The following is a 25,055-nucleotide window of genomic DNA, read 5'->3' on the forward strand; positions in this document are numbered from 1 at the left end:
ATATGTCCTTCTAGCGTTCGCGGCGGCGCAGGGCAACGGCCAAGGCGATCATCGCCGCCATCACCAGCCCCGCCGCCAGATTGCCGAGCCGCGCGAACAGCGTCACGGGCAGCGCGGGCGGCATCGGCAGCTCGGCCGCGCCCGCGGTCTCGTGCGCGACGGTGGCGAGCAGGCGACCGTCCGCGGCGATGATCGCGGAGATGCCGGTCGGGGTCGCGCGGACGATCGGCAGCCCCTCCTCGATCGCGCGCATCCGGGCTTGGGCGAGATGCTGCGGCGGGCCCCAGCTGCCGAACCAGGCATCGTTCGAGGGGTTGAACAACAGCCGCGGGCGGTGCGCGCGGTCGACCGTCTGCCCTGAGAAGATGATCTCGTAGCAGATCTGGATGCCGATCGAGCCGAAGCCCGCGAGCGTCAGGTTGCCCGGCCCCTCGCCCGAGGTGAAGTCGATGTCGCCGGGGACGAGCCGCGCGAGCCCGAGCGGTTTCAGCAGCCACGGCATCGGCAGATATTCGCCGTAGGGGACGAGATGCGCCTTGTCGTAGCGGCCGCGCAGCCGCGCCTGTGCGTCGATCGCGAACACCGAATTGGTCGCGCCCGCGATCCGGTCCTCGCGGTCGAACGACAGCGAGGTGCCGCCGGTCAGCAGGATGTCGTCGGGGCCGAGCAGCCGCGCGATCCGGCGGCGCAGATAGGCCGGGCTCGACCAGTCATAGGCGTAGAAGGGATAGCCATCCTCGAGATAGTCGCGCACCACGCCTTCCGGCCAGACGACGAGGCGGGGGGTGGCGCCGGGGGTGCCCGACAGCTTTTCGAGTGCGGACAGGACGCGTTCGCCGTCCGATTCGCTGCGATCCTCCTGGCCGATATCGGGCTGGACGACGCGGACGCGCGGGGCATTGGCGGGGGCGGCGGGGGCGTCGGTCCACAGCGCCGACAGCGCGGCGAGCGCGAGCAGGGGCACGACGATCGCGGGCATCGCGACGCGGCGACGGCTGAGCATCCACAGCGATCCCGCCGCGACGATCGTCACCCCCGACAGCGCATAGGTGCCGATCCAGGCGGACAGCCGCGCGATGCCGATCGCGGGCAGCCACATCACCCCCAGCGGATCCCAGGCATAGCCGGTGAACAGCACGCTGCGCAGCCACTCGGTCGCGATCCACGCGGCGGCGAAGACGAGGATGAAGGCGGGGTCGGGCGTTGCGGTCGCGCGGCGTCCGAACCGCCAGGCGAGGCCCGCGGCGACCATCGGGAAGATCGCGAGGTAGAGCGCGAGCCCGACCGCGGCGAAATAGCCGAGCACCGGCGGCATCGCGTCCTGAAAGTCGAATGCGTGCTGGAACCAGTTGTTGTTCACGGTGAAATGCCCGAGCCCGAACAGCCAGCCGCCCCACAGCGCCTGGCGGAGCGTCGGTGCATCGTGGACGAGCGCGAGCCACGCGGCGACCGCGACGAGCGCGAGCGGCCAGAGATCGAGCGGCGCAAACCCCGTCGCGGCGATCGCGCCGAGCAGGACGCAGGCGAGCGCGGGGGAGGTGAGGGCGGCGCGGGCGGGAGAGCGGGTCACGCCTGCGCTATGGCGTGGCGGCGGGGGGCGGGCAATATCTGAGGCTGCATCTGGCGTGGCGGCGGGGCTGGATGGGGGTACCGGGGTTGGTGCGGTGGGTGCTTTCGTTGGCCTCGGTACCAACGCCTGGGTCTACCCCCACACATGACCACCCCGGCGAAGGCCGGGGTCCAGCTGGGAAGGTCGCCGTGACGACGCGCAACCTTTAGTTACCACCGTCCCCCAACTGGGCCCCGGCCTTCGCCGGGGTGGTGTCATCTTCTTTGCGGGTGGCTGGCACTATATCGACAAATAGCATCGTGCAGGCCGCATCCCTTGCACCTCCCCGGCGGAGGCCGGGGTCCAGGTGGGAAGGTCGCAGTGACGGCGCGCTGTCCTGCGTTACCACCGTCCCCCAACTGGGCCCCGGCCTTCGCCGGGGTGGTGCCACCTCCTTGCGGGCAGCTGGTACTATATCGACAAATAGCATCGTGCAGGCCGCATCCCTTGCACCTCCCCGGCGGAGGCCGGGGTCCAGCTGGGAAGGTCGCCGTGACGGCGCGCTGTCCTTCGTTACCACCGTCCCCCAACTGGGCCCCGGCCTTCGCCGGGGTGGTGCCATCTCCTTGCGGGCGGCTGGTACGATATCGACAAATAGCATCGTGCAGGCCGCATCCCTTGCACCTCCCCGCCGGAGGCCGGGGTCCAGGTGGGAAGGTCGCAGTGACGACGCGCTGTCCTGCGTTACCGTCGTCCCCCAACTGGGCCCCGGCCTTCGCCGGGGTGGTGGGGAGGAATGGGGGCGGTAGCGACCGGTGGCCGAACCTCGAGCTGTTTCCCCGCGAAGGCGGGGATCCAGACTGGGCTCCCGCCTTCGCGGGAGAACAGGGGGGGGCCGCTTATGGGGAGAGCGGGGGCGCGATACTTCGACAATAGCGGCGGACGGTCGGCGATCATCGCATAGCGGGGGCGGGGTGACGCAGGGGATCATCCGCTCTATCCTGCCGCGCATGACGCTGCGCCCCTTTCATCTCGCCTTTCCCGTCCATGACCTCGCCGCCGCGCGGGCCTTTTACGGGGGGACTCTCGGTTGTCCCGAGGGGCGGTCGAGCGATCACTGGATCGATTTCGACCTGTTCGGGCATCAGATCGTCGCGCATCTCGATCCGGCGGCGAAGGCGGTCGCGGTCGAGAATGCGGTTGATGGCCATCAGGTGCCGGTGCCGCATTTCGGCGTCGTGCTGACGATGGACGACTGGACCAGCCTGTCCGAGCGGGTCGCGGCGGCGGGGGTCCGGTTCGGGATCGCGCCGCATGTCCGCTTCAAGGGCGAAGTCGGCGAGCAGGCGACGATGTTCTTTTGCGACCCCAGCGGCAACGCGCTCGAGTTCAAGGCGTTCGCACAGGACGCGATGCTGTTCGCACACTGAGGATCAAAGAATGTCCAATCCCATTTCGGTCGATATCCCCCACAAGCTCGGCAAGGCGGGGGTGCGATCGCGGCTCGACAGCGGCATCGACACGATCGGATCGAAGATCCCCGGCGGATCGGTGACCGATCGGCGCTGGGAAGGCGATACACTGCACTTCACCGTGAGCGCGATGGGGCAGGTGATCGGCAGCAAGGTCACGGTGTTCGAGGACACTGTCCATGCGATCGTCGACCTGCCGGGGCTGCTCGGGCTGTTCGCAGGCAAGGTGCAGGACATGATCCGCAAGGAAGGGCCGAAGCTGCTGCGCTGAGAGTTCGCGGTGTGACGCCGCCCCGCTCGTCATCCTGACGAACGTCAGGATCCAGGGTCACGGGCGGTGTCTTGTGTTACTCTGGATCCTGACTTTCGTCAGGATGACGGGGGGAGGGGAGGCGTTCTCATGCCTCCCCGTGCTTACTTCGTACTGACGCGCCAGATCGTGTTGCCGACGTCGTCGGCGACGAGCAGCGCGCCGCTCTTGTCGGTGATGACGCCGACCGGGCGGCCCTGTGCTTCGCCATCCTTGTTGAGGAAGCCGCCGAGCACGTCGACGGGCTTCGCGTTCGCCGCCGGGAAGCCGGTGTCGCCGAACGGGATGTAGACGACCTTGTAGCCCGAGAGCGGCTTGCGGTTCCACGAGCCGTGCTCGCCGACGAAAACGCCGTTGGTGAAGCGGTCGCCGAGCTTCGCGTCGCCCGCAAAGGTCAGGCCGAGCGCGGCAACATGCGGTCCGAGTGCATAGTCGGGACGCTTGGCATATTGCTGGAGCGCAGGGTTCTTCGGCTCGACGCGATCGTCGGGATAGCCGCCCCAATAATACCAGGGCCAGCCGAAGTGATCGCCGAACTCGACCTGGGTCAGATAGTCGGGCGCGAGGTCCGAGCCGAGCATGTCGCGTTCGTTGACGACGGTCCAGAGCTGGCCCGATTTGGGGTTGATCGCCATGCCGTTGGGGTTGCGCAGACCGGCGGCATAGATCCGCCAGTTCTTGTCCTTCGGCCAGACCTGAAGGATGTTGGCGCGGTATTTTTCTGCGTCCATGCCGTTTTCGGCGATGTTCGACGCCGAGCCGACGCCGACATAGAGCGTCTTGCCGTCGGGGGCGGCAATCACGTTGCGCGCCCAGTGATTGCCGCCGCCGTTGAGCGGGATGACACGCTCGGGCTTGGCGGTGATCCGGGTCGCGCCCTCGGTATAGGGCACGCGGACGAGCGCGTCGGTGTTGCCGATATAGAGCTGGCCATCCATCAGCGTCATGCCGAAGGGCGAGTTGAGCCCGGTCATGAAGGCCGAGCGCATCTCGGCGATGCCGTCGCCGTCCGCGTCGCGCAGCAGCGTGATGCGGTTGGCCGAGGGCACGCCCGCACCCGCGCGGCCCATCAGGAAGTTCATCACCGTTGTGACGATGCCGGGACCTTTACGCGGTGGCGAATTGGTCTCGGCGACCAGCACGTCGCCATTGGGCAGACGGTAGAGCCAGCGCGGATGATCGAGCCCGGCCGCGAACGGCTGGACCTTCATCCCCGCCGCCGCGGTCGGCATCGCGCCCTTGGGCCAGCCGACCGCCTTGGCGACGCCGATCGTCGGCAGCATCTGGATCCGCGGCGCGGTGATGTCGGGCCGCTTGCCGGTGACCTGGTTGACGTCGAGCCGGGCGGTATCGGGCCAGGCGAGCCAGGTGAACCCGGCGATCCCGACCAGGATGATCAGCCCGAGCACGATGAGGATGTGTTTGCGCATACAGGAGAGTTAGGCGGGAGTGCGGGCGGGGGCAATGGCGTGATTGCGGTTGGCGGTGGAGCGCACTGCTTCGTCATTCCCGCGGAGGCGGGAATCCAGAGGGGCAGGGCCTGCGTGCCGTCGGACGGTCAGCCGGTATGGGTTCCCGCCTTCGCGGGAATGACGTGCGGGGGGGGGGGCGGGTCGTGTGTCGGCCGACGCACCGCCCCCCTCGTGTCAGTCGTCGTCTTCGACCAGTACCACCGGGGGGTGGAGGCGGAGGCGGTTGACGCGGCGTTCGTCGGCTTCGGTGACTTCGAGCTTCCAGCCGCTCGGATGATCGACGCACTCGCCGATCTGCGGGACATGGCCTGCGAGCAGCGCGGCGAGGCCGCCCAGCGTGTCGATATCGCCATCGACCTCGGCGAGCCGCGGGTCGATCAGTTCGGCGGCATCCTCGAGCTCGGCGCGCGCGTCGACGTCCCAGGCGCCGCCGTCGATCGGCGTCATCAGCACCTGCGGCGCGTCGTCATGCTCGTCCTCGATATCGCCGACGATCTCCTCGATCAGGTCCTCGAACGTGACGAGCCCCTCGGTGCCCGAATATTCGTCGAGCACGATCGTCAGATGGACGTGCTTCTGCCGCATGTCAGCGAGCAGATCGAGCGCGCCGCGCGACATCGGCGCGTAGAGCGGCTCGCGGATCAGCCCGGCGAGCGTCGTCGGATGCTCGGCGCCGGTCGCGAGGATCGTGAAGACGTCCTTGATATGGACCATGCCGATGATCGTATCGAGATTGTCGCGATAGACCGGCAGGCGGCTGTGGCCGGCCTCGGCGAACAGCTTGACGAGGTCGGCGAACGACGTCTCCTCCTCGACCGCGATGATGTCGGCGCGCGGCACGCCGACATCGCCTGCGTCCCGCTCGCTGAAATGCAGCAGGTTGCGGACCATCTGGCGCTCGAGCGGGGTGAGATCGCCCTTGGCATCGGGGGCGGGATCGCCCTCGTGCCGGTCGATCGCATCCTCGAGCTGGTCGCGCAGCGATTCGTCGGGGGCACCGAAGATCAGGCCTTTCAGCCCGCGCCAGATACTGTCGGTACTATCGCCGTTTCCGGCATTGGGGCCATCGGCCATCGTGGTCGTCAGTCCTCTGTGATGAGATAGGGATCGTGGAGCCCGAGCGCGGCGAGCGCGTCGCGTTCGATCTGCTCCATACCCTCCGCCTCGTCGTCGTCCATATGATCATAGCCTAGCAGATGCAGCGTGCCGTGCACCATCAGATGCATCGCATGATCCTCGACCGAGATGCCGCGCTCGGCAGCTTCCGCGACGCAGACGCCGTGCGCGAGGATGATGTCGCCGAGCAGCACCTCGCCATCGTCCGAATTCTGCGCGATCGTCTCGAGCAGATCGGCCTGCACCATCGGGAAGGACAACACGTTGGTCGGCTTGTCCTTCTGGCGATATTGCTTGTTGAGCGTGTGGACCTCGTCGTCCGACGCGAGCCGGAACGAGATCTCAACCGTGGCGGCGCCGGTCAGTAGCTGGCCGTGCGGGGTGCGTTCGATCGCCGCAGTCGCGGCGCGCTGGGCAAGGCCGTCCCAGTCCTGGTCGGGCCAGGGAGCCTCCGAAGAGAGCGCGATTTCGAGCATGCGGGTCCTTCCGGCGGAAACGTCAGGACGAAATCATTACACAGGTGGCAAAGTTCCGCACCCCTTACGGTATGCGGATGGCCCGGCGGCTATCCCGGTATGTCCGGAATAGCCGCGCGGGGATCAGGCGTCGCTGCCCTCATAGGCTTCGACGACGCGGCCGACGATCGGGTGGCGGACGACGTCGCCGACGGTGAAGCGGCACATCGAGATGCTCTCGACCCCCTCCAGCCGGCGGACCGCGTCGGCAAGACCCGAGGCGGCGACGCCGCCGGGGATGTCGACCTGCTTTGGATCGCCGCAGATCACCATGCGGCTGTTCTGGCCGAAGCGGGTAAGGAACATCTTCATCTGCGCCGGCGTGGTGTTCTGCGCCTCGTCGAGGATCACGAACGCGTCGGCCAGCGTCCGGCCGCGCATGAAGGCGATCGGTGCGACCTCGATCTCGCCACTCGCGATGCGGCGTTCGACCTGCTCGGCCGGGAGGCAGTCGTAGAGCGCATCGTACAAGGGGCGGAGATAGGGATCGACCTTCTCCTTCATGTCGCCGGGGAGGAAGCCCAGCCGCTCGCCTGCTTCGACCGCGGGGCGCGACAGGATCAGGCGCTGGACGCTGCCGGTGATGAGTTGCTGGACCGCCTGCGCGACCGCGACATAGGTCTTGCCGGTGCCTGCCGGCCCGAGCGCAAAGATCATGTCGTTGTTGGTCAGTTCGCGCATGTAGTGCGCCTGCGCCGGGGTGCGCGGGACGATCGTCTTCTTGCGCGTGCGGATCATGATCGGCGGAGCAGCGCCGCCGCCGGCATCGGCGCGGATGATGCCTTCGAGCACGGGTTCGTCGGCCATCGCGATCGAGGCGTCGACGAGGCCGGTGTCGACATCCTCGCCGCGCTGGATCCGGGCATAGAGATCGTGGAGCACGTCGCGCGCCTTGGCGACCTGTTCCGCGGTGCCCTCCAGACCAATCTTGTTGCCGCGCGCGGTGATGTACACACCGAGGCGGTTTTCGAGCGCTACCAGATTCTGGTCGTACTGGCCGAAGAGCCGGACGAGGAGTTGGGGCTTGTCGAACAGCAGCTCGACTCGGGCGCGGTCACCGGACTGGGCGGGAACGGGTTTACGGCTCATGCGGTCCTTTCGGGGGCAGGCGTGTCGGATCGGTGATCGGGTATGGTCGGGCCGACACGCATCACGCCTGGGATGGCGTTCGACCAGAGATGAGCATGGGAGCCCGCGCGTTCAAGCGGCGCCGGGGCGCCTGGCTGGCGATGATTCGAGTCGCGTGGGCGAAGCTGCATCGAGGGGGAGTGTGGCAGGGGATTCGGGTGGGGGACAGCGGTAGTTTTCGTACGGTGCGCGAAGGTGCGGGGGGCGTTGCCTGAAAGCCGCAGCGGGTGGGGCGAGGCGCGCGATTCCCGTGATCGCCATACCACCCCGGCGGAGGCCGGGGCCCAGTGGGGAAGGTCGATGTAACGGGGGATCGTCCGTCGTTATGCCCGTTCCCCAACAGGGCCCCGGCCTTCGCCGGGGTGGTCGTAAAGGGTGGGGCGGTTTCAGGCGGCCTGCGCGATGCGTTCCACGCCGGTCAGCGAGTTGGGGCCAGCCGCCGCGAGCGTGACCTCCACCAGGTCGCCGATCGCATGGTCGCCGATCAGGTGGACCGATTGCAGCCAGGGCGACTTGCCGATCAGCTGGCCGGGGAGCTTGCCGGGGCGCTCGAGCAGCACGGTGCAGGTGCGGCCGACGGTGGCGGCGTTGAACGCGTGCTGGTCGCGGTTGAGCGCGGCCTGAAGGCGCTGGAGGCGCTCGTCCATCACCGCCTCGGGGACCTGCTCGACGATCGACGCGGCGGGGGTGCCGGGGCGCGGGCTGTATTTGAAGCTGTAGGCCTGCGCATAGCCGACCGCGTCGACGAGGCTCAGCGTGTCCTCGAACTCGGCGTCGGTCTCGCCGGGGAAGCCGACGATGAAGTCGCCCGACAGCGCGATGTCGGGGCGCACCGCGCGGACTTGGTCGAGCAGGCGGAGATAGGAGTCGCGGGTGTGGCTGCGGTTCATCGCCTTCAGCACGCGGTCGCTGCCCGCCTGCACGGGGAGGTGGAGGAACGGCATCAGGCTCTCGACGTCGCGGTGCGCGTCGATCAGGCCCTGCGTCATGTCGTTGGGGTGGCTGGTCGTGTAGCGGATCCGCGCGAGGCCGGGGATGCGGTCGAGGTCGCGGATCAGGTCGTGGAGGCCGCGCGTGTCCTCGGACCAGGCGTTGACGTTCTGGCCGAGCAGCGTGATCTCGCGCGCGCCGGCGTCGACCAGCGCCTTGGCCTCGTCGACGATGGCGGCGAACGGGCGGCTGATCTCGGCGCCGCGGGTATAGGGGACGACGCAATAGGTGCAGAACTTGTCGCAGCCTTCCTGCACGGTCAGGAACGCCGACGGCGCGACCTTGCGGCGGGTCGGGAGCGCGCCGAACTTCGACAGCAGCGGCATGTCGGTGTCGAGCGACGGCGTGCCTGCCGCGGCCTTGGCGACGAGGTCGGGGAGGTTGTGATAGGCCTGCGGGCCGACGACGACGTCGACCTTGGCGCGGGTGAAGATCTCCTGCCCCTCGGCCTGTGCGACGCAGCCGGCGACCGCGATCATCGGCGTCTTGCCGGTCTTGCGCAGCTGATCCTTGCGCAACCGGCCGATGTCCGAATAGACTTTTTCGGTCGCGCGCTCGCGGATGTGGCAGGTGTTGAGCACGACGATGTCGGCATCGACCGCATCGGCCTGGGTCAGCCCGTCGGCGGCCATCAGTTCGGCCATGCGCTCGCCGTCATAGACGTTCATCTGGCAGCCGAACGACTTGACGTGATAGGTCTTGGGTTTCGAGGTCATGCGCGCGCCGTACCAAATTTGTGTGCGTGGGGGGAGGGGCGTCTTCGGGGGCGGTATCCGAGGGTGCCTCCCCGGACGTCAGAAGCACCGCCCCGGCACCAAGGGTACCTCCCCGGCGGAGGCCGGGGTCCAGTTGGGGGACGTTGCTGACTGAGGGTGGCGCCTCGTTACTGCGGCCTTGCCAACTGGGCCCCGGCCTTCGCCGGGGTGGTGTTTGAGGGCTGGGTGGGGGCAGTGCGCTCCCCCCTGTTCTCCCGCGAGGGCGGGAGCCCAGGCTGGGTCCCCGCCTTCGCGGGGAAACATAGTCTTAAAGGGCTTCGATGCGGCGGCGGGCTTCGGTGGCGATGGCTTTGCGGTCGCCGTGGTCGGCGGGGGCGAAGGGTTCGGCGAAGTGCAAGGTCGCGACGAAGCTGCCGCGGCGTTTCAGGACGCGGGCGGCGTGGTGCTGGCCGGGTTCGTCGCCGACCCAGGCGAGCTCGTGCGTGGCGGGGCCATAGTCGATGCGGACCGGCTGGACGCGGACGCCGGGCGGGGGCGGGTCGAGCGCGGCGAGCAGCGCGGCCTTGAAGGGGAGGAGCGTGACGCCGTCGCCGGTGGTGCCCTCGGGGAACAGCGTGACGGGCCAGTCGCGCGCGAGCGTGTCGCGGAGCTGCGCGATCTGCGCGGTCACCGCCATGCGATCGGCGCGGCTGACGAAGATGGTCGCGTTCAGCGTGCAGAGCCAGCCGACCAGCGGTACGCCGCGCAACTCGGCCTTGGCGATGAAGGCGGTGCCGGTCGCGCCCGACAGGAGCAGGATGTCGATCCAGCTGAGATGATTGGCGACGAACACCACGTCATGCCGCAACGGCGTGCCGACGATCCGTCGCCGCGCGCCGATGATCCGGCCGACCAGCCCGAGAAAGCGCGGCGGCCAGGGCGATCGCCGGCCGAACAGCCGCCACAGCCCGTGGACCGGCAGCGCGAGCATCAGCGCGATCAGCAGCGCCGCGAGCCGCGCGACGAGACGCAGGCGCCCGATCGGATCAGTCCTTGCGGGTCAGCGCGACGCCGTAGAGTTCCATGCGGTGATCGACCAGCCGGAAGCCGAGCTTCTCGGCGATCGCCTTCTGAAGCTGCTCAAGCTCGGGATCGACGAATTCGATCACCTTGCCGCTCTCGACGTCGATCAGATGGTCGTGATGCGCCTCGGGTGCGGGTTCGTAGCGCGCGCGGCCGTCGCCAAAATCATGGCGGTCGAGAATGCCCGCCTCCTCGAACAGCCGCACGGTGCGATAGACGGTCGCGATCGAGATGCCGGGGTCGATCGCGGACGCGCGCTCATAGACCTTCTCGACATCGGGATGATCATCCGCTTCCGACAGGACGCGCGCGATGACGCGGCGCTGCTCGGTAATGCGCAGGCCCTTCTCGTTGCAGAGGGCTTCCAGATCGATCTTGCGCGGCATGTGTCATTCCCTTGGTAAACCCCCATGTAGGCGGTTAACGCTGTTGCGAAAAGGGATAGTGACTCGCAATAAGCCTCAGATGCCGAGCGCGCGCGAATAGGTGTGCGCGTCGTGCGCCACCCCCGACCGGCCGCGATAATAGGCGCGGCGTTCGCCGACCTTGGCAAAGCCGTGCGCGGTGTAGAGTTGGACCGCCTCATTGCCCGCGCGCACCTCGAGATGCAGCGTGGCGACGTTCGCGGCGATGCAGTCGGCGATCACCGCGCCGACCAGCGCGGTGCCGATGCCGCGGCGGCGCGCATCGGTCGCGACCGCGATCAGCAACAGCTCCGCCTCATCGAGCACGGTCCGCGTCATCGCGAAGCCCGCGGGGCGATCGTCGACAAAGGCGAGGACGAGCTGGATGCCGGGCAGTGCGAGCACGCCGAGGCACTGGGTGCGCGTCCACGCCTCGCCATACGCGGGGTCGAATGCGTCGCCCATCAGCGCGTCGACGATGGCGAGGTCGCGCGCGTCGCCCGCGCGCAGCACGACCGCGGATGCTGCGTCTTCGTCGGAAGGCGGGGGCACGGCGCGGGTCGCCATCAGCGCGGCACCGCCGGACGGACCGCGGCGGGCTTCGCATCGGGCGCGCGGCCGTAGATCGGGACGGGCGGCAGCGCGGTGAGCGTCTCGGGCAGCAGGATTGCGGCGCCCGCGTCGGGCAGCGCCTCGGTCAGGTCGAGATCATCGGCGAGCGCGGCGAGCCAGCGCACGCCATTGCCGACCGCGCGCCGCCCCGCCAGCGCCGCGAGCGCCGCGTCGGGCTTCAGCGACACCATGTCGGTGCGCGGCGACAGATCGGCGGCAAAGCACTGCATGAAGACCTCGCCATGCCCGCCCTCTAAAACTACTGCAATATCATCGGTTAAGCGATCGTCGAATCCGGCCGCCGCGACCAAAGGCAGCGACGAGAAGCCGGTGACCGTCGCCGACCAGCCGAGCGCGAGGCCGCGCGCGGCGGCGATGCCGACGCGGACGCCGGTGAAGCTGCCGGGGCCGACATCAACGAGGATGCGGTCGGCGCGGCCGCCGCCGGGCAGCGCGGCGATCATCGGCACGAGCCGTTCGGCATGGCCGCGCCCGACGACGTCATGCGTGCGCGCGACGATCACGCCGTCATCGGCGAGCGCGACCGAGCAGGCGGCAGTGGACGTCTCGATGATCAGCGTGCGCATATCGGTAATTCCTCTCCCCTCCGGGAAGAGGGCGTGATGTCAGGCGATGCTGTTGAACTTCGCGAAGTCGGGGCGTGGCGACCTGGCGAAGATCGTCGCGGGATCGCCATAGCCGAGCGTCGCGATGAAGTTGGTATGGACCGCGGGCGTGTCGGCGAAGAAGGCAGCATCGACCTTGTCCGCGTCGAACCCCGACATCGGTCCGGTGTCGAGCCCGAGCATCCGCGCGGCGATGATGAAATAGGCGCCCTGCAGCGTCGAATTGCGGAAGGCGGACGCCGCACGCAGTTCGGCACTGCCCGTGAACCAGGATTTCGCATCGGCGTGCGGAAACAGCTCGGGCAGATGCTCGTGGAATTCGGTGTCCATGCCGATGATCACCGAGACGGGCGCGTTCAGGATCTTGGGCTGATTCTGCGCGCTGCACGCCTCGGCAAGCTTTTGCTTGGACTCGTCGCTGACGCACCAGACCAGCCGCGCGGGCAACTGGTTGGCGGACGTCGGACCCCATTTCATCAGATCCCAGATCGCGTGCAGATCGGCCGTCGCGACCGGGCGGTCGGTATAGCCGTTATAGCTGCGCGCCGCACGGAAGATCGCGTCGAGCACGACGTCGGGCTGCGGACCGCGCGGGATCATCAGACGGCGCGCACTTCGGTGACTTCGGGGACGTAATATTTCAGCAACTGCTCGATGCCGTTCTTGAGCGTCGCGCTCGACGAGGGGCAGCCGGCGCACGCGCCCTGGAGCTGAAGGAACACCTTGCCCTTGTCGAACCCGCGATAGACGATGTCGCCGCCGTCATTGGCGACTGCAGGACGGACGCGCGTCTCGATCAGGTCGCGGATCTGCGCGACGATATCGGCATCGGCGGGGTCGTCGGTCAGCACGGTATCGCCGGATGGCACCGAGAAGCCTGCGCTCGCGGGGCGGAACAGCGGCATCGCGGCGGAGAAGTGATCGAGCATGATCGCGAGCACGTCGGGCTTCAGATCCGACCAGGCGACGCCGGGGGCGGCGGTCACCGAGACGAAGTCGCGCCCGAAGAACACGCCGGTCACGTCGCCGAGCCGGAAGATCGCGTCGGCGAGCGAACTCGCCTCCGCCTCCTCGGGGGTGGCGAAGTCGCGGGTGCCGGACTCCATGACGGTGCGTCCTGGCAGGAACTTCAACGTCGCGGGGTTCGGGGTGGATTCCGTTTCGATCAGCATGGGGTGCATGTGGCGACGGGGGGCGGAGGGATCAAGCAAACTCTTCCTTGGCACCGGCATAGCGTTTGAGCGGCCGGATGCCGTCAGACGTCGAGCTGTTTCACCGCGGCGTTCCAGTCGCCGATGTTGCGGACCGCGTCCTGGACGAAGGCGGAGCGGCGGACGACCTTCAGGAAGGCGTCGGCGATCCACTTGCCCGGATTGCGCAGCGGCCGCTCGAACTGGATGAGCAGGACGACGCGCGTGCCGCTCGTGTCGTTCCAGACCGCGTGGTTATAGGTGTCGTCGAACACCAGCGTCTCGCCCTCCGACCAGCGCACGGTGCGGTCGTGGACGCGCATCCGGACGTCGCCGTCGCGCGGCACGATCAGGCCGAGGTGACAGGTGATCAGCCCCTTGGTCACGCCGCGATGCTCGGGGATGTGCGTGCCCGGCGCAAGGATCGAGAAGAAGGCGCTGTTGAGCCCCGGGATCTGCGCGACGAGATCGCGCGTCCGCGGGCAGCGCACCAGATTCTCGTCGATCGGATAGCCATAGCCCCAGAGGAAGAACGAGCGCCATTTGTCGATCTCGGCGATCGCGCGGTGATCGGGCGAGATCGTCGCGAGGCTGGGCGAAGCCTCGCCGCGCAGCGCCACCGCGACCGCCTCGTCACGGATATCGCGCCAATGCTCGCGCAGCAGCTGCGTCCAGGCGAAGTCGCGGACGTCGAGCACCGGGTCGTTCGAGACCAGCGACGAGCTTGCGATCAGCCGGTCGAACACGCCGCGCAGATGCTTGCCGACGCGGATGATCAGCGGCCGGCCGGGTTCCGCCGCGAGCGGCGCGCCGGGCCGGGGCGCACCCGAAATGACGGTCAGATCGGGGGTGCGGTGGGTGCTGCTGCGGGGATCACGACCAGAATTTCGCCACATTGCCGGACCCGTTGCGGTCCCGGTCTTCGCCCTGACTTCGGCTTGCATTCGCACTCCACTCTTCGTCGTTCGCTCGTACCGCGCGCCCGTATCCGCGCTTGCAGGTGATTGAGATAGCGCGGCTATGGGACGAAATGATGGCGCGGCGCGCGCGACGGGCACGGCGCTGGCGGTCGGCGGCCGGGGGCGCTACAGGACGGCATGGCGTTTACCCCCCGCGCGCTCGGCGCTCCCGTCTTCCTGTCGCTCGTGCTGTGTCTGGCGATCCCTGCCATCGGCCAATCGGGGGCGCGGCCCGCGTCCCGCGCCAAGCCGCCCGCGGCGGCACCTGCTGCACCCGTCCAGCCGCAGACCGTGGCGATGCCCGGCGAGGCGCCGACGCTGCCGGGGCTGCCCGGGATCGACACGACCGCGTGGCTCTACAAGGGCAGCGATCTCACCCGCGACCCTGAGTGGAAGTTCGGCACGCTGCCCAACGGGCTGCGCTTTGCCGTGCGCAAGAACGGCGTCCCGCCGGGCCAGGTGTCGGTGCGCGTCCGGGTCGATGCCGGGTCGCTGAACGAGAGCGATGCCGAGCGCGGCTATGCGCATTTCATCGAGCATCTGTCGTTCCGCGGCTCGAAATACGTCCCCGACGGCGAGGCCAAGCGCGTCTGGCAGCGGTTCGGCGCGACGTTCGGATCGGACACCAATGCGCAGACCACGCCCGTTTCGACGACGTACAAGCTCGACCTGCCCTCGGCGAGCGAGGCGGGGCTCGACGACAGCCTGAAGATCCTGTCGGGGATGATGGAGCAGCCGGTGCTGACCGATGCGACGGTCACCGCCGAGCGCCCGGTGGTGCTGGCCGAACAGCGCGAGCAGCCAGGACCCCAGGTGCGGATCGGCGATGCGATCCGATCGACCTTCTTTGCCGGCCAGCCGCTCGCGGACCGGTCGCCGATCGGCAGCATCAAGACGCTCGAGGCGGCGACCGGCGCGAGCATCAAGGCGTTCCACGATCGCTGGTACCGGCCCGAGAACACCGTCGTCATCATTTCGGGCGACATGGACCCGGCGCTGTTCGGACGGCTGATCGTCAAGAACTTCGCGGACTGGAAACCGGTCGGCGCGTTCACCGCGGCGCCCGATTTCGGCAAGCCCGATCCCGCCGCCCCCGCCGCGCAGGCGATCGCCGAGCCGTCGCTGCCCGCGGTCGTCACACTCGGCGTGGTCCGGCCCTGGGTGTACAAGGACGACACCGCGATCATGAACCAGACGCGGCTGGTCGACGTGCTGGCGACGCGGCTGATCAGCCGGCGGCTCGAGACGCGCGCACGCGCCGGTGGCAGCTATCTCCAGGCGGGGGTGTCGATCGACGACGTGTCGCGGTCGGCGAACCTGACCAGCGTCAACATCGTGCCGATCGGGACCGACTGGGAAGCGGCGCTGAAGGATGTGCGCGCGGTGATCGCCGACGCGCAGACCAATGCGCCGAGTCAGGCCGAGGTCGACCGCGAATATGCCGATTTCGACACGATCATGCGTACCCAGGTCGAGACCGCACGGGTCGAGGCGGGTGCGCGTCAGGCCGACGACATGGTCGGGGCGCTCGATATCCGCGAGACCGTCGCGGGACCGGAGACGTCGTACAAGATCCTGCAGGACGCCAAGGCGAAGGGCATGTTCACGCCCGCCACGCTGCTCGCCGCGTCGAAGCGGATCTTCGAGGGGACCGCGACGCGCGCGCTGGTCAACACGATCACGCCTGACCCCGCCGCTGTGGCCAAGCTCGAGACCGCGCTGAAGGCGGACGTCTCGGGGCTGGCGGGGCTGCGTCGCCAGCAGAATGCGGTGACGTTCGCCGCGCTGCCGCCGCTCGGCAAGCCCGGCGTCGTGGCGTCGCGCGAAAAGATCGCCGCGTTCGACATGGAGCAGGTGACCTATGCCAATGGCACCCGCCTGCTGCTGTTCCCCAATACGGGCGAGACCGGCCGCGTCTATGTCCGCGTCCGGTTCGGTCGCGGTTACAGCGCGATCCCGGCGAACAAGCCGAGTCCGGCCTGGGCGGGCGACCTCGCGCTGGTCGCGGGCGGGATCGGCAAGCTCGATCAGGGCGATCTCGATCAGCTGACCGCCGGGCGTCGCATCGGCCTCGATTTCGGGATCGACGACGACGCGTTCACGCTGGGCGCGCTGACCTCGCCTGCGGATTATGCCGACCAGCTGACGCTGATGGCCGCCAAGCTCGCCTTCCCGGCATGGGACGCGGCGCCGGTCGCGCGCGCGCGGGTCGCGGCGCTGGCGGCGTTTGCGGGTTATGAATCGTCGCCCGACGGCGTGCTGTCGCGCGACCTGGAGAAGCTGTTGCGCGCGGGCGATCCGCGCTGGGGCACGCCGTCGCGCGAGTCGGTCGAGGCGCTCAACGCCAAGGACTTCCGCAAGTTCTGGGAACCGCTGCTCAAGACCGGGCCGATCGAGGTGTCGGTGTTCGGCGACGTGAAGAGCGAGGAGGCGATCGCCGCGGTCGCCAAGAGCTTCGGTGCGATAGCCGCGCGATCCGCGTCGACCGCGGTGGCGGCGCCGGTGCGCTTCCCCGCGCATGTCGCGACCCCGGTGATGCGCACGCATACCGGCCCGCAGAACCAGGCGGCGGCGGTCATCGCCTGGCCGACCGGGGGCGGGATCGAGGCGATCACCGAGAGCCGTCGCCTCGACGTGCTCGCGCAGGTGTTCGCCGACCGGCTGTTCGAGCGTCTCCGCCAGGCGGCGGGCGCGAGCTACAGCCCGAACGTGCAGAGCCAGTGGCCGACCGGGATGAACAGCGGCGGTCGCCTCGTCGCGATCGGCCAGGTCGCGCCGGAAAAGGTCGCGTTCTTCTTCGAGACCGCGCGCAAGATCGCCGCCGAGCTGGTCTCGACGCCGATCGCGGATGACGAGCTGCAGCGGATCAAGCGGCCGATGGGGCAGTACATCATGCGCGCTTCGACCGGGAACCAGTTCTGGATGCAGCAGCTCGGCGGGGCGACCTATGATCCGCGGCGGATCGATGCGACCAAGCGGATCGCCGAGGATCTGGTGTCGACGACGCCGGCCGACCTGCAGGCGGTCGCGGCGAAATATCTGCGCCCCGACCGCGACTGGACGATGGCGGTGGTGCCCGCCGCGGCGCCCAAGCCGGCGGCGAAATAAGCGGACCGGGAGGGCGCGTGCCGGTCGGTGCGCGCCCTTCGCCGAAGAAAATTTCCTCGCGCAACGTCGAGCGGCGGGGATCGATCCGCACCACCGGATCGATCGTAACGCTGCGGGCGTTTGAACCTGATTCATACCCGGGAGTGTATTGATGAAGAAGACGTGGTTAGCGCTGGCGGTTGCCGGCGGGTTGGGCGTGTCCGCCTGTTCGGGCGCGCCGTCGACCGATGCGGTCGACAACAATGCGATGAGCACTGCGGGCGTATCGCTGCGCAATCTGGGCGAAACCGAAGTCGCAGCGCCAGCGCCGCCCGCGCTGACGGTCAAGGGCGACCTGATCCCGACCCCGTCGGATACCGCCTCGCGCTATTTCCTGCTACGCGAGCGCCGGGCGATCGGCGGCACGGTGATCGCGATCATCCGCCAGGAACATGCCGGCCGCGTCGCCTATGCCCGCACCGAGGTCGATTGCGAGCGTCGCCTGTTCCACGTCCTGGGCGTCGCGCCGCGCCGTTCGCTGGTCGAGACGAGCATCGCCTATGACGGTCCGTTGCGCCCGATCGCCGGGCTGCCGCTGCGCGAGGAGCTGGCGACCTATGTCTGCAAGCGCAGCAACCTTCCGCTGGGCGCAGCCTGAGGGGGCGGGGGGTCCAATGTGGCCCCCCATTCGTCAGCCCTTGAGGTAGAGCGCGTCGAGCCGGTCGCCATAGGCCTGGCGGATGACGTGGCGGCGGATCTTGAGGCTCGGCGTCAGCTGTTCGTTCTCGATCGTGAACGGCCCGTCCGCCAGCACGAAGCGGCGGACGCGTTCGGTGACGGTCAGATCCTTGTTCACGCGCTCGATCGCGTGACCCAGCGCGGTGCGGAACTCGCTGTTCTCGGCCAGCCTGCTGAAATTGCACGCATCGCCGTTCGACGCGCACCATTGCTGCGTCCATTCGGGATCGGGCACGATCAGCGCGACCATATAGGGGCGCTTGTCGCCGGCGATCATCGCCTGGACGATCTCGGGCTGGAGCGTCAGCATCCCCTCGATCTTCTGCGGGGCGACATTGTCGCCCTTGTCGTTGATGATCAGGTCCTTCTTGCGGTCGGTAATGCGGATGCGACCCTGCGCGTCGATCTCGCCGACGTCGCCGGTGTGCAGCCAGCCGTCCTTCAGCACCTTCGCGGTCTCGGCATCGTTGCGCCAATAGCCGTGCATGACGAGTTCGCCGCGCACCAGGATCTCGCCATCCTCGGCGATCCGCACCTCGGTATCCTTGAGCGGCGGGCCGACCGAATCCATCCGCACGCCCGCCTTGGGGCGGTTGCACGAGATGACGGGCGCGGCCTCGGTCTGGCCATAGCCCTGGAGGAAGGTGAGGCCGATCGATTCGAAGAACAGCCCGACCTCCGGGTTGAGCGGCGCGCCGCCCGAGATCATCGCTTTCAGCCGGCCGCCGAACTTCTTGGCGATCTTGGGCTTGAACAGGGTCGCAACGGCGGCCTGCGCCGGCCGGTCGATCAGGCGGAGCTTGCCCGCATAGCGCCTGGCGCCGATGTCGAGCGCGCGGGCGAGGAGATAGGCCGACGCGCCGCCCTGTTTCTCGATCGTCTTCGAGATGCGCGTGCGCAGCACCTCGAACAGGCGGGGGACGACGAACATGATCGTCGGGCGCGTTTCCTCGATGTTCGCGGCGAGCTTTTCGAGGCCTTCGGCATAATAGATCTGGCCACCCAAGGAGATCGGGAAATGCTGGCCGCCGGTATGTTCATAGGCGTGGCTGAGCGGCAGGAACGACAGGAAGACCTCGTCGTCCCAGCCGAAATCCTCCGAGATGACGGCGGCGCAGCCTGCGCAATTGTGCAGGATCGCGCCGTGATGCTGCATCACGCCGCGCGGCGCGCCGCCGGTGCCCGAGGTGTAGATGATGCAGGCGAGATCGTCGCGGGTGAAGGTCGCGTGCGCCGCCGCGGTCTCGGGCGTGGTCGGGTGCGCGGCGATCAGCGCGTGCCAGTTGTGGAAATCGATCGCGGCGGGGACTCGCATGTCCTCGAGCCCGATCACGATCTGCGCCTGGTTGGAGCGCAAGACCGCGGGGAGCACCGTCTTCGCCAGCTTCGCGGTCGAGACGATGATCGCGCAGGCGCCCGCATTCTCGATGATGTGCAGGTGATCGCGTTCGGTGTTGGTGACATAGGTCGGCACTGTCACGCAGCCCGCCGCCATGATCGCGAGGTCGCTGAGGCACCATTCGGGGCGGTTCTCGCTGACCAGCATCACCCGGTCGCCGCGTTTCAGCCCGATCGCGGTCAGCGCGCTGGCGAGGCTCGCGACCTGTCGCGCGGCGTCGGCCCAGCTGGTCGCCACCCAGGCGCCGCTCTGCTTGGTCCAGAGGAACGGCGAGTCGCCCCTCTCCGCGGCGCGCGCGAAGAACATGGTGACGAGGTTGGGGAAGGGTTCGAGCTGGCGGGGCATGGTCTCTCCTGGGGCGCTCTTGCGAACTGTGTCCCCTCGCGGGGCCGCTCGGTCTTTGGTGCGGTATAGTCTGCTAACGGTCCGTCGTCATTCCCGCGGAGGCAGGAACCCATATTGGCTGACCGGCCTGTGGGATCACCGATGTCAGCGCCTATGGATCCCCGCCTGCGCGGGGAGGACGACAAAGGGGCGGGGCATGCTATTCCGGCGCGCGCTGGAGGGCGCCGACGCGCTGGATCTGGGTCACCGTGCCGTCCTGCGCGATTCCGACGCCTTCGCTGCGCGGATCCGCGGCGCCGACCCAGCGGCCGTTCACCCGCTCGACCGCGTTCGCCTTGAGGCCGAGCGCGGTGACCTGCACCGTCTCGCCCAGTGCCTCGAGCGCGGGGATCATCGCCTCGCGCTCGGTGCCCTTCTCGACCGCGGCGACATGGCCGGGGGCGTAGATCAGGCCGAGCGCGATCGAGTCCTGTGCGGACAGTTTCCAGTCGACGACGCCGATGATCGCCTTCGCGACCTGCGCGATGATCGTCGAGCCGCCCGCGGCGCCGACCGCGAGCCGGACCTTGCCGTCGGGGCCGTAGACGATCGTCGGCGACATCGAGCTGCGCGGGCGCTTGCCGCCCTCGACGCGGTTGGCGACGAGTGCACCGTTCTTTTCGGGGACGGTGTCGAAGTCGGTGAGCTGGTTGTTGAGCACGGTGCCGTCGACGGTCAGCCCCGAGCCGAAATAGCCCTCGACCGTGGTCGTCACCTCGACGACGTTGCCGCGCGAATCGGCGACCGCGAGGTCGGTGGTGCCGGGGACTTCGCTGACCGGCGCGGATTGCCGGGCCGGGGCGCCGGGGGGCGAACCTGCGCTGACGCTGGCCATCGTCGTGGTCGGCTGGATCAGTGCCGAGCGTGAGGCGAGATAGGCGGGATCGAGCATGCCCTTGACCGGCACCGACACGAAATCGGGGTCGCCGACATAGAGGTCGCGGTCGGCATAGGCGAGCCGCGAGCTTTCGGCGAACAGGTGCCACGCCTGCGGACTGTCCTTGCCGAGCCTGGCCATGTCGAAGCGTTCGAGCTGTTTCAGGATCATCAGCACGGCGATGCCGCCCGACGAGGGCGGGCCCATGCCGCAGATGCGGTGGACGCGGTAGGTGACGCAGACCGGCGCGCGGGTCTTCGCGTCGTAGCTGGCGAGGTCGCCGGTCGTCATCTTCGACGGGTTGCGCGCGGCGGTGTTGACCGTGGTGACGATCTTCTGCGCCTCGGGCCCGACATAGAAGCTGTCGGCGCCGCGCGCGGCGATCCGCTGGAGGAGGGCGGCCTGGGCGGGGTTTCTGATCATCGCGCCGATCGCGACGGGCGATCCGTCGGGGGCGGAGAAGAGCGTGCGCGTTTCAGGCGTGATGTGGCCGCCATACGCCTTCATCCCGTTGACGAGGCGCGGCGACGCCTTGAAGCCATTGGTCGCGAGCCGGATCGCGGGGTCGAACAGCCGCGCCCAGGGGAGCCTGCCCGAGGCGCGGTGCGCGAGCGCCATGCCGCGCAGCGCGCCGGGGACGCCGACGCTGCGACCGCCGGGGACCGCGTCGCGGTGGCTGAGCGGGGTGCCGTCGGCGGCGTAGAACCAGCGCGGATCGGCGGCGGCGGGCGCCTTTTCGCGCGCGTCGATCGTGCTGAGCCCGCCATTCGCCGCATGGCTGACCCAGAAGCTGCCGCCGCCGATCCCCGAGCTTTGCGGCTCGACGACGTTGAGCGCGAGCATCGTCGCGATCGCCGCGTCGGTCGCGCTGCCGCCCGCGCGCAGGATCTCGACCCCCGCGGCGGCGGCGCGGGGGTCGGCGGCGCTGACCATGCCCTGATCCTTCGCCGGGGCGGGGGCGGGGGTGGTCCGGCGGGCTTCGGCGGTGGCGGTGGGGAGGAGGAGGGCGAGCGCGAGGAGGGGAGTCTTCATCGCGTGCGAACCTAGCGCGGATCGGGTGGGTGGCAAGGCGTCCGCCGCAAACTCGCCGTCATCCCAGCTTTCGCCGGGATGACGAAATGTGTCAGCGGGCGTCGACGCCGATCGCGTCGGCGATGCTGGCGAAGCCGTCGCGGATGAGCAGCGCGTCGAGCTCGCGCAGCATCCGTGCAGGGAGGCCGGGGCCTTCATACACCAGCGCGGTGTAGAGCTGGACGAGGCTCGCGCCCGCGCGGAGGCGGGCATAGGCCTCCGCACCGCTGCCGATGCCGCCGACCGAGATCAGCGGGATCGCGGCGCCGGTTGCCTTGCGGAAGTCGGTGAGGCGCTGGCGCGCGAGCGGAGCGAGCGGGGCGCCCGACAGGCCGCCGGTCTCTGTCGCGTTCGCCGAGCGCAGGCCGGGGCGGCCGATCGTCGTGTTGTTGACGATCAGCGCGTCGATCCGGTTGTCGATCGCGGCGCGCGCGATGTCGTCGATATCCGCGGGCTCGAGGTCGGGCGCGACCTTGAGGAAGATCGGCGTGGTGCCCTTGGCGGCGGTACAGGCGGCGAGCAGGTCGCGCAAAGCTGCGCCATGTTGCAGGTCGCGCAGGCCCGGCGTGTTGGGCGAGCTGATGTTGATCGTGATGTAATCGGCGTGCGGCGCGGCGCGGGTGACGCCGTGGACGTAGTCGGCGGTGCGATCGCTCGCGTCCTTGTTCGCGCCGACATTGATGCCGAGCACGCCCTTGCCGCGGCTGTGGGCCTTCGCCCGGTCGAGCGCCGCGTCGAGGCCGCCATTGTTGAAGCCGAGGCGGTTGATCACCGCGCGGTCTTCGGGGAGGCGGAAGATGCGCGGCTTCGGATTGCCGGGCTGGGGCAGAGGCGTGAGCGTGCCGATCTCGACGCTGCCGAGACCGAGCCCGAAGAACCCGTCGATCGCGCGACCGTCCTTGTCGACGCCCGCCGCAAGGCCGACCGGGTTGGGGAAGGCGATCCCCGCCACGCTGGTCGCAAGCCGAGGGACGGATGGGGCGAGCGGCGTGCCGGCCTTGCCCCAGGCGGCGAGCGCGGCGATCGTCAGGCCATGCGCGCGTTCGGCGTCGAGGCGGAAGAGAAGCGGGTGGTAGAAGGCCATGCGCGCTCTTAGCCAGATCGGCTGGGGCGGCCAAACCCTTCTTCCGTCATTCCCGCGCAGGCGGGAATCCATCTATCCGCAGACGCAAAAGGTAGATTGGATTCCTGCCTCCGCGGGAATGACAAAGCGGACTTAGTTGCGAGTCGTTAGCACTGGCGGACGGGTTGACGCTGCCGGTCGCAAAGCCCATTTGTCAATCGGATCATATCGGTCCGATTGGACTCAAGCCACCATGCGTCTTTCCAGCCTAGCCGACTATGCGGTCGTAATGATGAGCGCCGCGGCGCGTCATTGCGGTGGTATCGCGCGGCTGAACGCGACGCTGCTGAGCGAGGAGACCGGCGTGCCGCTGCCGACCGTGCAAAAGCTGGTCAGCCGCTTGTCGGCCGCGGGGCTGATCGAGAGCACGCGCGGGACGGGCGGCGGGTTTCGCCTGTCGCGGCCGCCTGCGTCGATCTCGCTCGCCGACATCATCGAGGCGGTCGAGGGCCCGATCGCACTGACCGCGTGCGTCGACGGCGCGGCGCAGGATTGCTGCATCGACCAGACGTGCAAGGTGAAGCCGCACTGGAACGCGGTCAACGGCGCAGTTCGCGGCGCGCTCGCCGGCGTGACGCTCGCCAGTCTCTTGCAAGTCCCGAATTCGCCGGTGCCCGCATGACGCGCGCAGCGCCTACCCCTTTCCTTCGCGCCTTTGCGCCTTCGCGTGAGAAGAGTCTGTTCACGCGAAGCCGCGAAGGCGCGAAGACATTAGAGAGCCGCGTTGCGGCGGAGATGGAATGATGGCTACCCGGAACGCAGAGGCCTATGCCGCCGCGAACAAGACGTACGAGTGGGGCTTCTCCTCGGACATCGAACAGGAATTCGCGCCCAAGGGTCTGTCGGAAGACACGGTGCGCTTCATTTCCGCCAAGAAGAGCGAGCCGCAGTGGATGCTCGACTGGCGTCTGAAGGCGTTCGCGCTGTGGCAGACGATGGAAGCGCCCGACTGGTCGAAGCTCAACGTGCCGCCGATCGATTACCAGGACGCCTATTACTATGCGGAGCCCAAGGCGAAGCCGAAGCTCGGGAGCCTCGACGAGGTCGATCCCGAGATCCTGCGCGTTTACGAAAAGCTCGGCATCCCGATCGGCGAGCAGAAGATGCTCGCGGGCGTGGTCGAGGATCCGCTGAACGAGGACGGCACGCCGAAGCGCCGCGTCGCGGTCGATGCGGTGTTCGACAGCGTCTCGGTCGCGACCACGTTCCGCAAGGAGCTCGAAGCCGCGGGCGTGATCTTCCGGTCGATCTCCGAGGCGATCAAGGAATATCCCGACCTCGTGCGCAAGTGGCTCGGCAAGGTCGTGCCGCAGCGTGACAATTACTTCGCGACGCTGAACTCGGCGGTCTTCTCCGACGGGACGTTCGTCTACATCCCCGAGGGCGTGCGCTGCCCGATGGAGCTGTCGACCTATTTCCGGATCAATGCCGAGAATACCGGCCAGTTCGAGCGCACGCTGATCGTCGCCGACAAGGGGTCGTACGTCTCCTATCTCGAGGGCTGCACCGCGCCGATGCGCGACGAGAACCAGCTGCATGCCGCGGTCGTCGAACTCGTCGTGCTCGACGATGCCGAGATCAAGTACTCGACCGTGCAGAACTGGTATCCGGGCGACGAGAACGGCGTCGGCGGGATCTACAATTTCGTCACCAAGCGTGCGCTGTGCCAGGGCAAGAATTCGAAGGTCAGCTGGACCCAGGTCGAGACGGGCAGTGCGATCACGTGGAAATATCCGTCGTGCGTGCTGGCGGGCGATGGCTCGGTCGGCGAATTCTATTCGGTCGCGGTGACGAACAACCGCCAGCAGGCTGATACCGGCACGAAGATGATCCACCTCGGCAAGAATACCCGCTCGACGATCGTGTCGAAGGGGATTTCGGCGGGGCGCTCGGACAACACCTATCGCGGGCTGGTGCGCGTCGCGCCGACCGCGGAGGGCGTGCGCAACTTCACCCAGTGCGACAGCCTGCTGCTCGGCGACCAGTGCGGCGCGCATACCGTGCCCTATATCGAGGTCCGCAACCCCTCCGCGCAGATCGAGCATGAGGCGACGACGTCGAAGATCTCCGAGGACCAGCTGTTCTACGCGATGTCGCGCGGGCTGGATGCGGAGGCGGCGGTCGCGCTGATCGTCAACGGCTTCGCGCGGGAAGTGCTGCAGCAACTGCCGATGGAGTTCGCGGTCGAGGCGCAGAAGCTGTTGGGGATCTCGCTGGAAGGGTCTGTGGGGTGATCCCCGCCCGTCATCCCGCTG

At 68.5% G+C, this 25,055-nt stretch carries 22 protein-coding genes; 6 read left to right on the forward strand and 16 right to left on the reverse strand.

Features of this window, described 5'->3' with window-relative positions; genetic code table 11:
- Positions 1-10: 10 nt before the first annotated feature.
- On the reverse strand, positions 11-1,570 hold the full coding sequence (gene lnt / locus FHY04_RS00595; RefSeq protein ID WP_183935068.1) for an apolipoprotein N-acyltransferase: 1,560 nt from the start codon (positions 1,568-1,570) through the stop codon (positions 11-13).
- Positions 1,571-2,559: 989 nt separating this feature from the next.
- Here lnt and FHY04_RS00600 point away from each other — a divergent pair.
- Together FHY04_RS00600 and FHY04_RS00605 are read left to right on the forward strand one after the other, a co-directional pair.
- On the forward strand, positions 2,560-2,979 hold the full coding sequence (locus FHY04_RS00600) for a VOC family protein (protein ID WP_031438939.1): 420 nt from the start codon (positions 2,560-2,562) through the stop codon (positions 2,977-2,979).
- A 10-nt stretch (positions 2,980-2,989) separates the two neighbouring features.
- Positions 2,990-3,292, forward strand: coding sequence for a polyhydroxyalkanoic acid system family protein (locus tag FHY04_RS00605; RefSeq protein WP_031438938.1), 303 nt, complete (start codon positions 2,990-2,992; stop codon positions 3,290-3,292).
- A gap of 143 nt (positions 3,293-3,435) precedes the next feature.
- Here FHY04_RS00605 and FHY04_RS00610 read toward each other — a convergent pair whose 3' ends face one another.
- The 12 genes from FHY04_RS00610 to FHY04_RS00665 all read right to left on the reverse strand — a co-directional run bounded on the left by FHY04_RS00610 (position 3,436) and on the right by FHY04_RS00665 (position 14,058).
- On the reverse strand, positions 3,436-4,761 hold the full coding sequence (locus FHY04_RS00610) for a sorbosone dehydrogenase family protein (RefSeq protein WP_183935069.1): 1,326 nt from the start codon (positions 4,759-4,761) through the stop codon (positions 3,436-3,438).
- Positions 4,762-4,977: 216 nt separating this feature from the next.
- Positions 4,978-5,877, reverse strand: coding sequence for a hemolysin family protein (locus tag FHY04_RS00615; RefSeq protein ID WP_031393856.1), 900 nt, complete (start codon positions 5,875-5,877; stop codon positions 4,978-4,980).
- An 8-nt stretch (positions 5,878-5,885) separates the two neighbouring features.
- Entirely contained in the window at positions 5,886-6,395 is a 510-nt protein-coding gene (ybeY, locus tag FHY04_RS00620) for an rRNA maturation RNase YbeY (protein ID WP_031393855.1), read from the reverse strand.
- Between the two features lie 123 nt (positions 6,396-6,518).
- Complete coding sequence (locus FHY04_RS00625) at positions 6,519-7,523, reverse strand: PhoH family protein (protein ID WP_056409148.1); 1,005 nt, start codon at positions 7,521-7,523, stop codon at positions 6,519-6,521.
- Positions 7,524-7,948: 425 nt separating this feature from the next.
- The gene (gene miaB / locus FHY04_RS00630) at positions 7,949-9,268 is read right to left on the reverse strand and encodes a tRNA (N6-isopentenyl adenosine(37)-C2)-methylthiotransferase MiaB (protein WP_183935070.1); all 1,320 of its coding nucleotides are present in this window, start codon (positions 9,266-9,268) and stop codon (positions 7,949-7,951) included.
- A 307-nt stretch (positions 9,269-9,575) separates the two neighbouring features.
- Positions 9,576-10,238, reverse strand: coding sequence for a 1-acyl-sn-glycerol-3-phosphate acyltransferase (locus FHY04_RS00635; RefSeq protein WP_183935071.1), 663 nt, complete (start codon positions 10,236-10,238; stop codon positions 9,576-9,578).
- 55 nt (positions 10,239-10,293) lie between these two features.
- Positions 10,294-10,716, reverse strand: a complete 423-nt coding sequence (locus FHY04_RS00640; RefSeq protein WP_031394622.1) for a Fur family transcriptional regulator — start codon at positions 10,714-10,716, stop codon at positions 10,294-10,296.
- A gap of 75 nt (positions 10,717-10,791) precedes the next feature.
- Positions 10,792-11,301 carry a GNAT family N-acetyltransferase gene (locus tag FHY04_RS00645; protein WP_183935072.1) on the reverse strand — a complete coding sequence of 170 codons (510 nt, stop codon included), beginning with the start codon at positions 11,299-11,301 and terminating at the stop codon, positions 10,792-10,794.
- Positions 11,301-11,933, reverse strand: a complete 633-nt coding sequence (tsaB, locus tag FHY04_RS00650) for a tRNA (adenosine(37)-N6)-threonylcarbamoyltransferase complex dimerization subunit type 1 TsaB (protein ID WP_056409152.1) — start codon at positions 11,931-11,933, stop codon at positions 11,301-11,303. The genes FHY04_RS00645 and tsaB overlap by 1 nt, the downstream gene beginning before the upstream one ends.
- A gap of 39 nt (positions 11,934-11,972) precedes the next feature.
- Entirely contained in the window at positions 11,973-12,572 is a 600-nt protein-coding gene (locus tag FHY04_RS00655; RefSeq protein ID WP_183935073.1) for a malonic semialdehyde reductase, read from the reverse strand.
- Entirely contained in the window at positions 12,572-13,144 is a 573-nt protein-coding gene (locus tag FHY04_RS00660) for a NifU family protein (protein WP_183935074.1), read from the reverse strand. The genes FHY04_RS00655 and FHY04_RS00660 overlap by 1 nt, the downstream gene beginning before the upstream one ends.
- A gap of 83 nt (positions 13,145-13,227) precedes the next feature.
- Positions 13,228-14,058 carry an aspartyl/asparaginyl beta-hydroxylase domain-containing protein gene (locus FHY04_RS00665; RefSeq protein ID WP_260171253.1) on the reverse strand — a complete coding sequence of 277 codons (831 nt, stop codon included), beginning with the start codon at positions 14,056-14,058 and terminating at the stop codon, positions 13,228-13,230.
- Between the two features lie 201 nt (positions 14,059-14,259).
- Here FHY04_RS00665 and FHY04_RS00670 point away from each other — a divergent pair, with 201 nt between their 5' ends.
- Positions 14,260-17,229, forward strand: a complete 2,970-nt coding sequence (locus FHY04_RS00670; protein WP_183935076.1) for a pitrilysin family protein — start codon at positions 14,260-14,262, stop codon at positions 17,227-17,229.
- Between the two features lie 151 nt (positions 17,230-17,380).
- A complete protein-coding gene (locus FHY04_RS00675) occupies positions 17,381-17,866 on the forward strand; it encodes a hypothetical protein (protein ID WP_037531841.1) in 486 nt (161 codons plus the stop codon).
- A 33-nt stretch (positions 17,867-17,899) separates the two neighbouring features.
- Here the strand turns inward: FHY04_RS00675 and FHY04_RS00680 are convergent, their stop codons facing one another.
- The 3 genes from FHY04_RS00680 to FHY04_RS00690 form a co-directional block, all read right to left on the reverse strand.
- A complete protein-coding gene (locus tag FHY04_RS00680) occupies positions 17,900-19,690 on the reverse strand; it encodes a long-chain fatty acid--CoA ligase (RefSeq protein ID WP_183935077.1) in 1,791 nt (596 codons plus the stop codon).
- 199 nt (positions 19,691-19,889) lie between these two features.
- Entirely contained in the window at positions 19,890-21,638 is a 1,749-nt protein-coding gene (gene ggt, locus FHY04_RS00685; RefSeq protein WP_183935078.1) for a gamma-glutamyltransferase, read from the reverse strand.
- Positions 21,639-21,729: 91 nt separating this feature from the next.
- On the reverse strand, positions 21,730-22,761 hold the full coding sequence (locus FHY04_RS00690) for a quinone-dependent dihydroorotate dehydrogenase (protein ID WP_183935079.1): 1,032 nt from the start codon (positions 22,759-22,761) through the stop codon (positions 21,730-21,732).
- A 232-nt stretch (positions 22,762-22,993) separates the two neighbouring features.
- Here FHY04_RS00690 and FHY04_RS00695 point away from each other — a divergent pair, with 232 nt between their 5' ends.
- Both FHY04_RS00695 and sufB read left to right on the forward strand, forming a co-directional pair.
- Positions 22,994-23,422 (forward strand): SUF system Fe-S cluster assembly regulator, encoded by a 429-nt coding sequence (locus tag FHY04_RS00695; protein ID WP_031441060.1) that lies wholly within the window; start codon positions 22,994-22,996, stop codon positions 23,420-23,422.
- Positions 23,423-23,543: 121 nt separating this feature from the next.
- On the forward strand, positions 23,544-25,034 hold the full coding sequence (gene sufB / locus FHY04_RS00700) for a Fe-S cluster assembly protein SufB (RefSeq protein WP_183935080.1): 1,491 nt from the start codon (positions 23,544-23,546) through the stop codon (positions 25,032-25,034).
- Positions 25,035-25,055: the final 21 nt, after the last annotated feature.

Origin of the sequence: Sphingomonas sp. BK481 (assembly GCF_014194875.1) — a bacterium.
Classification (GTDB): Bacteria; Pseudomonadota; Alphaproteobacteria; order Sphingomonadales; family Sphingomonadaceae; genus Sphingomonas; species Sphingomonas aerolata.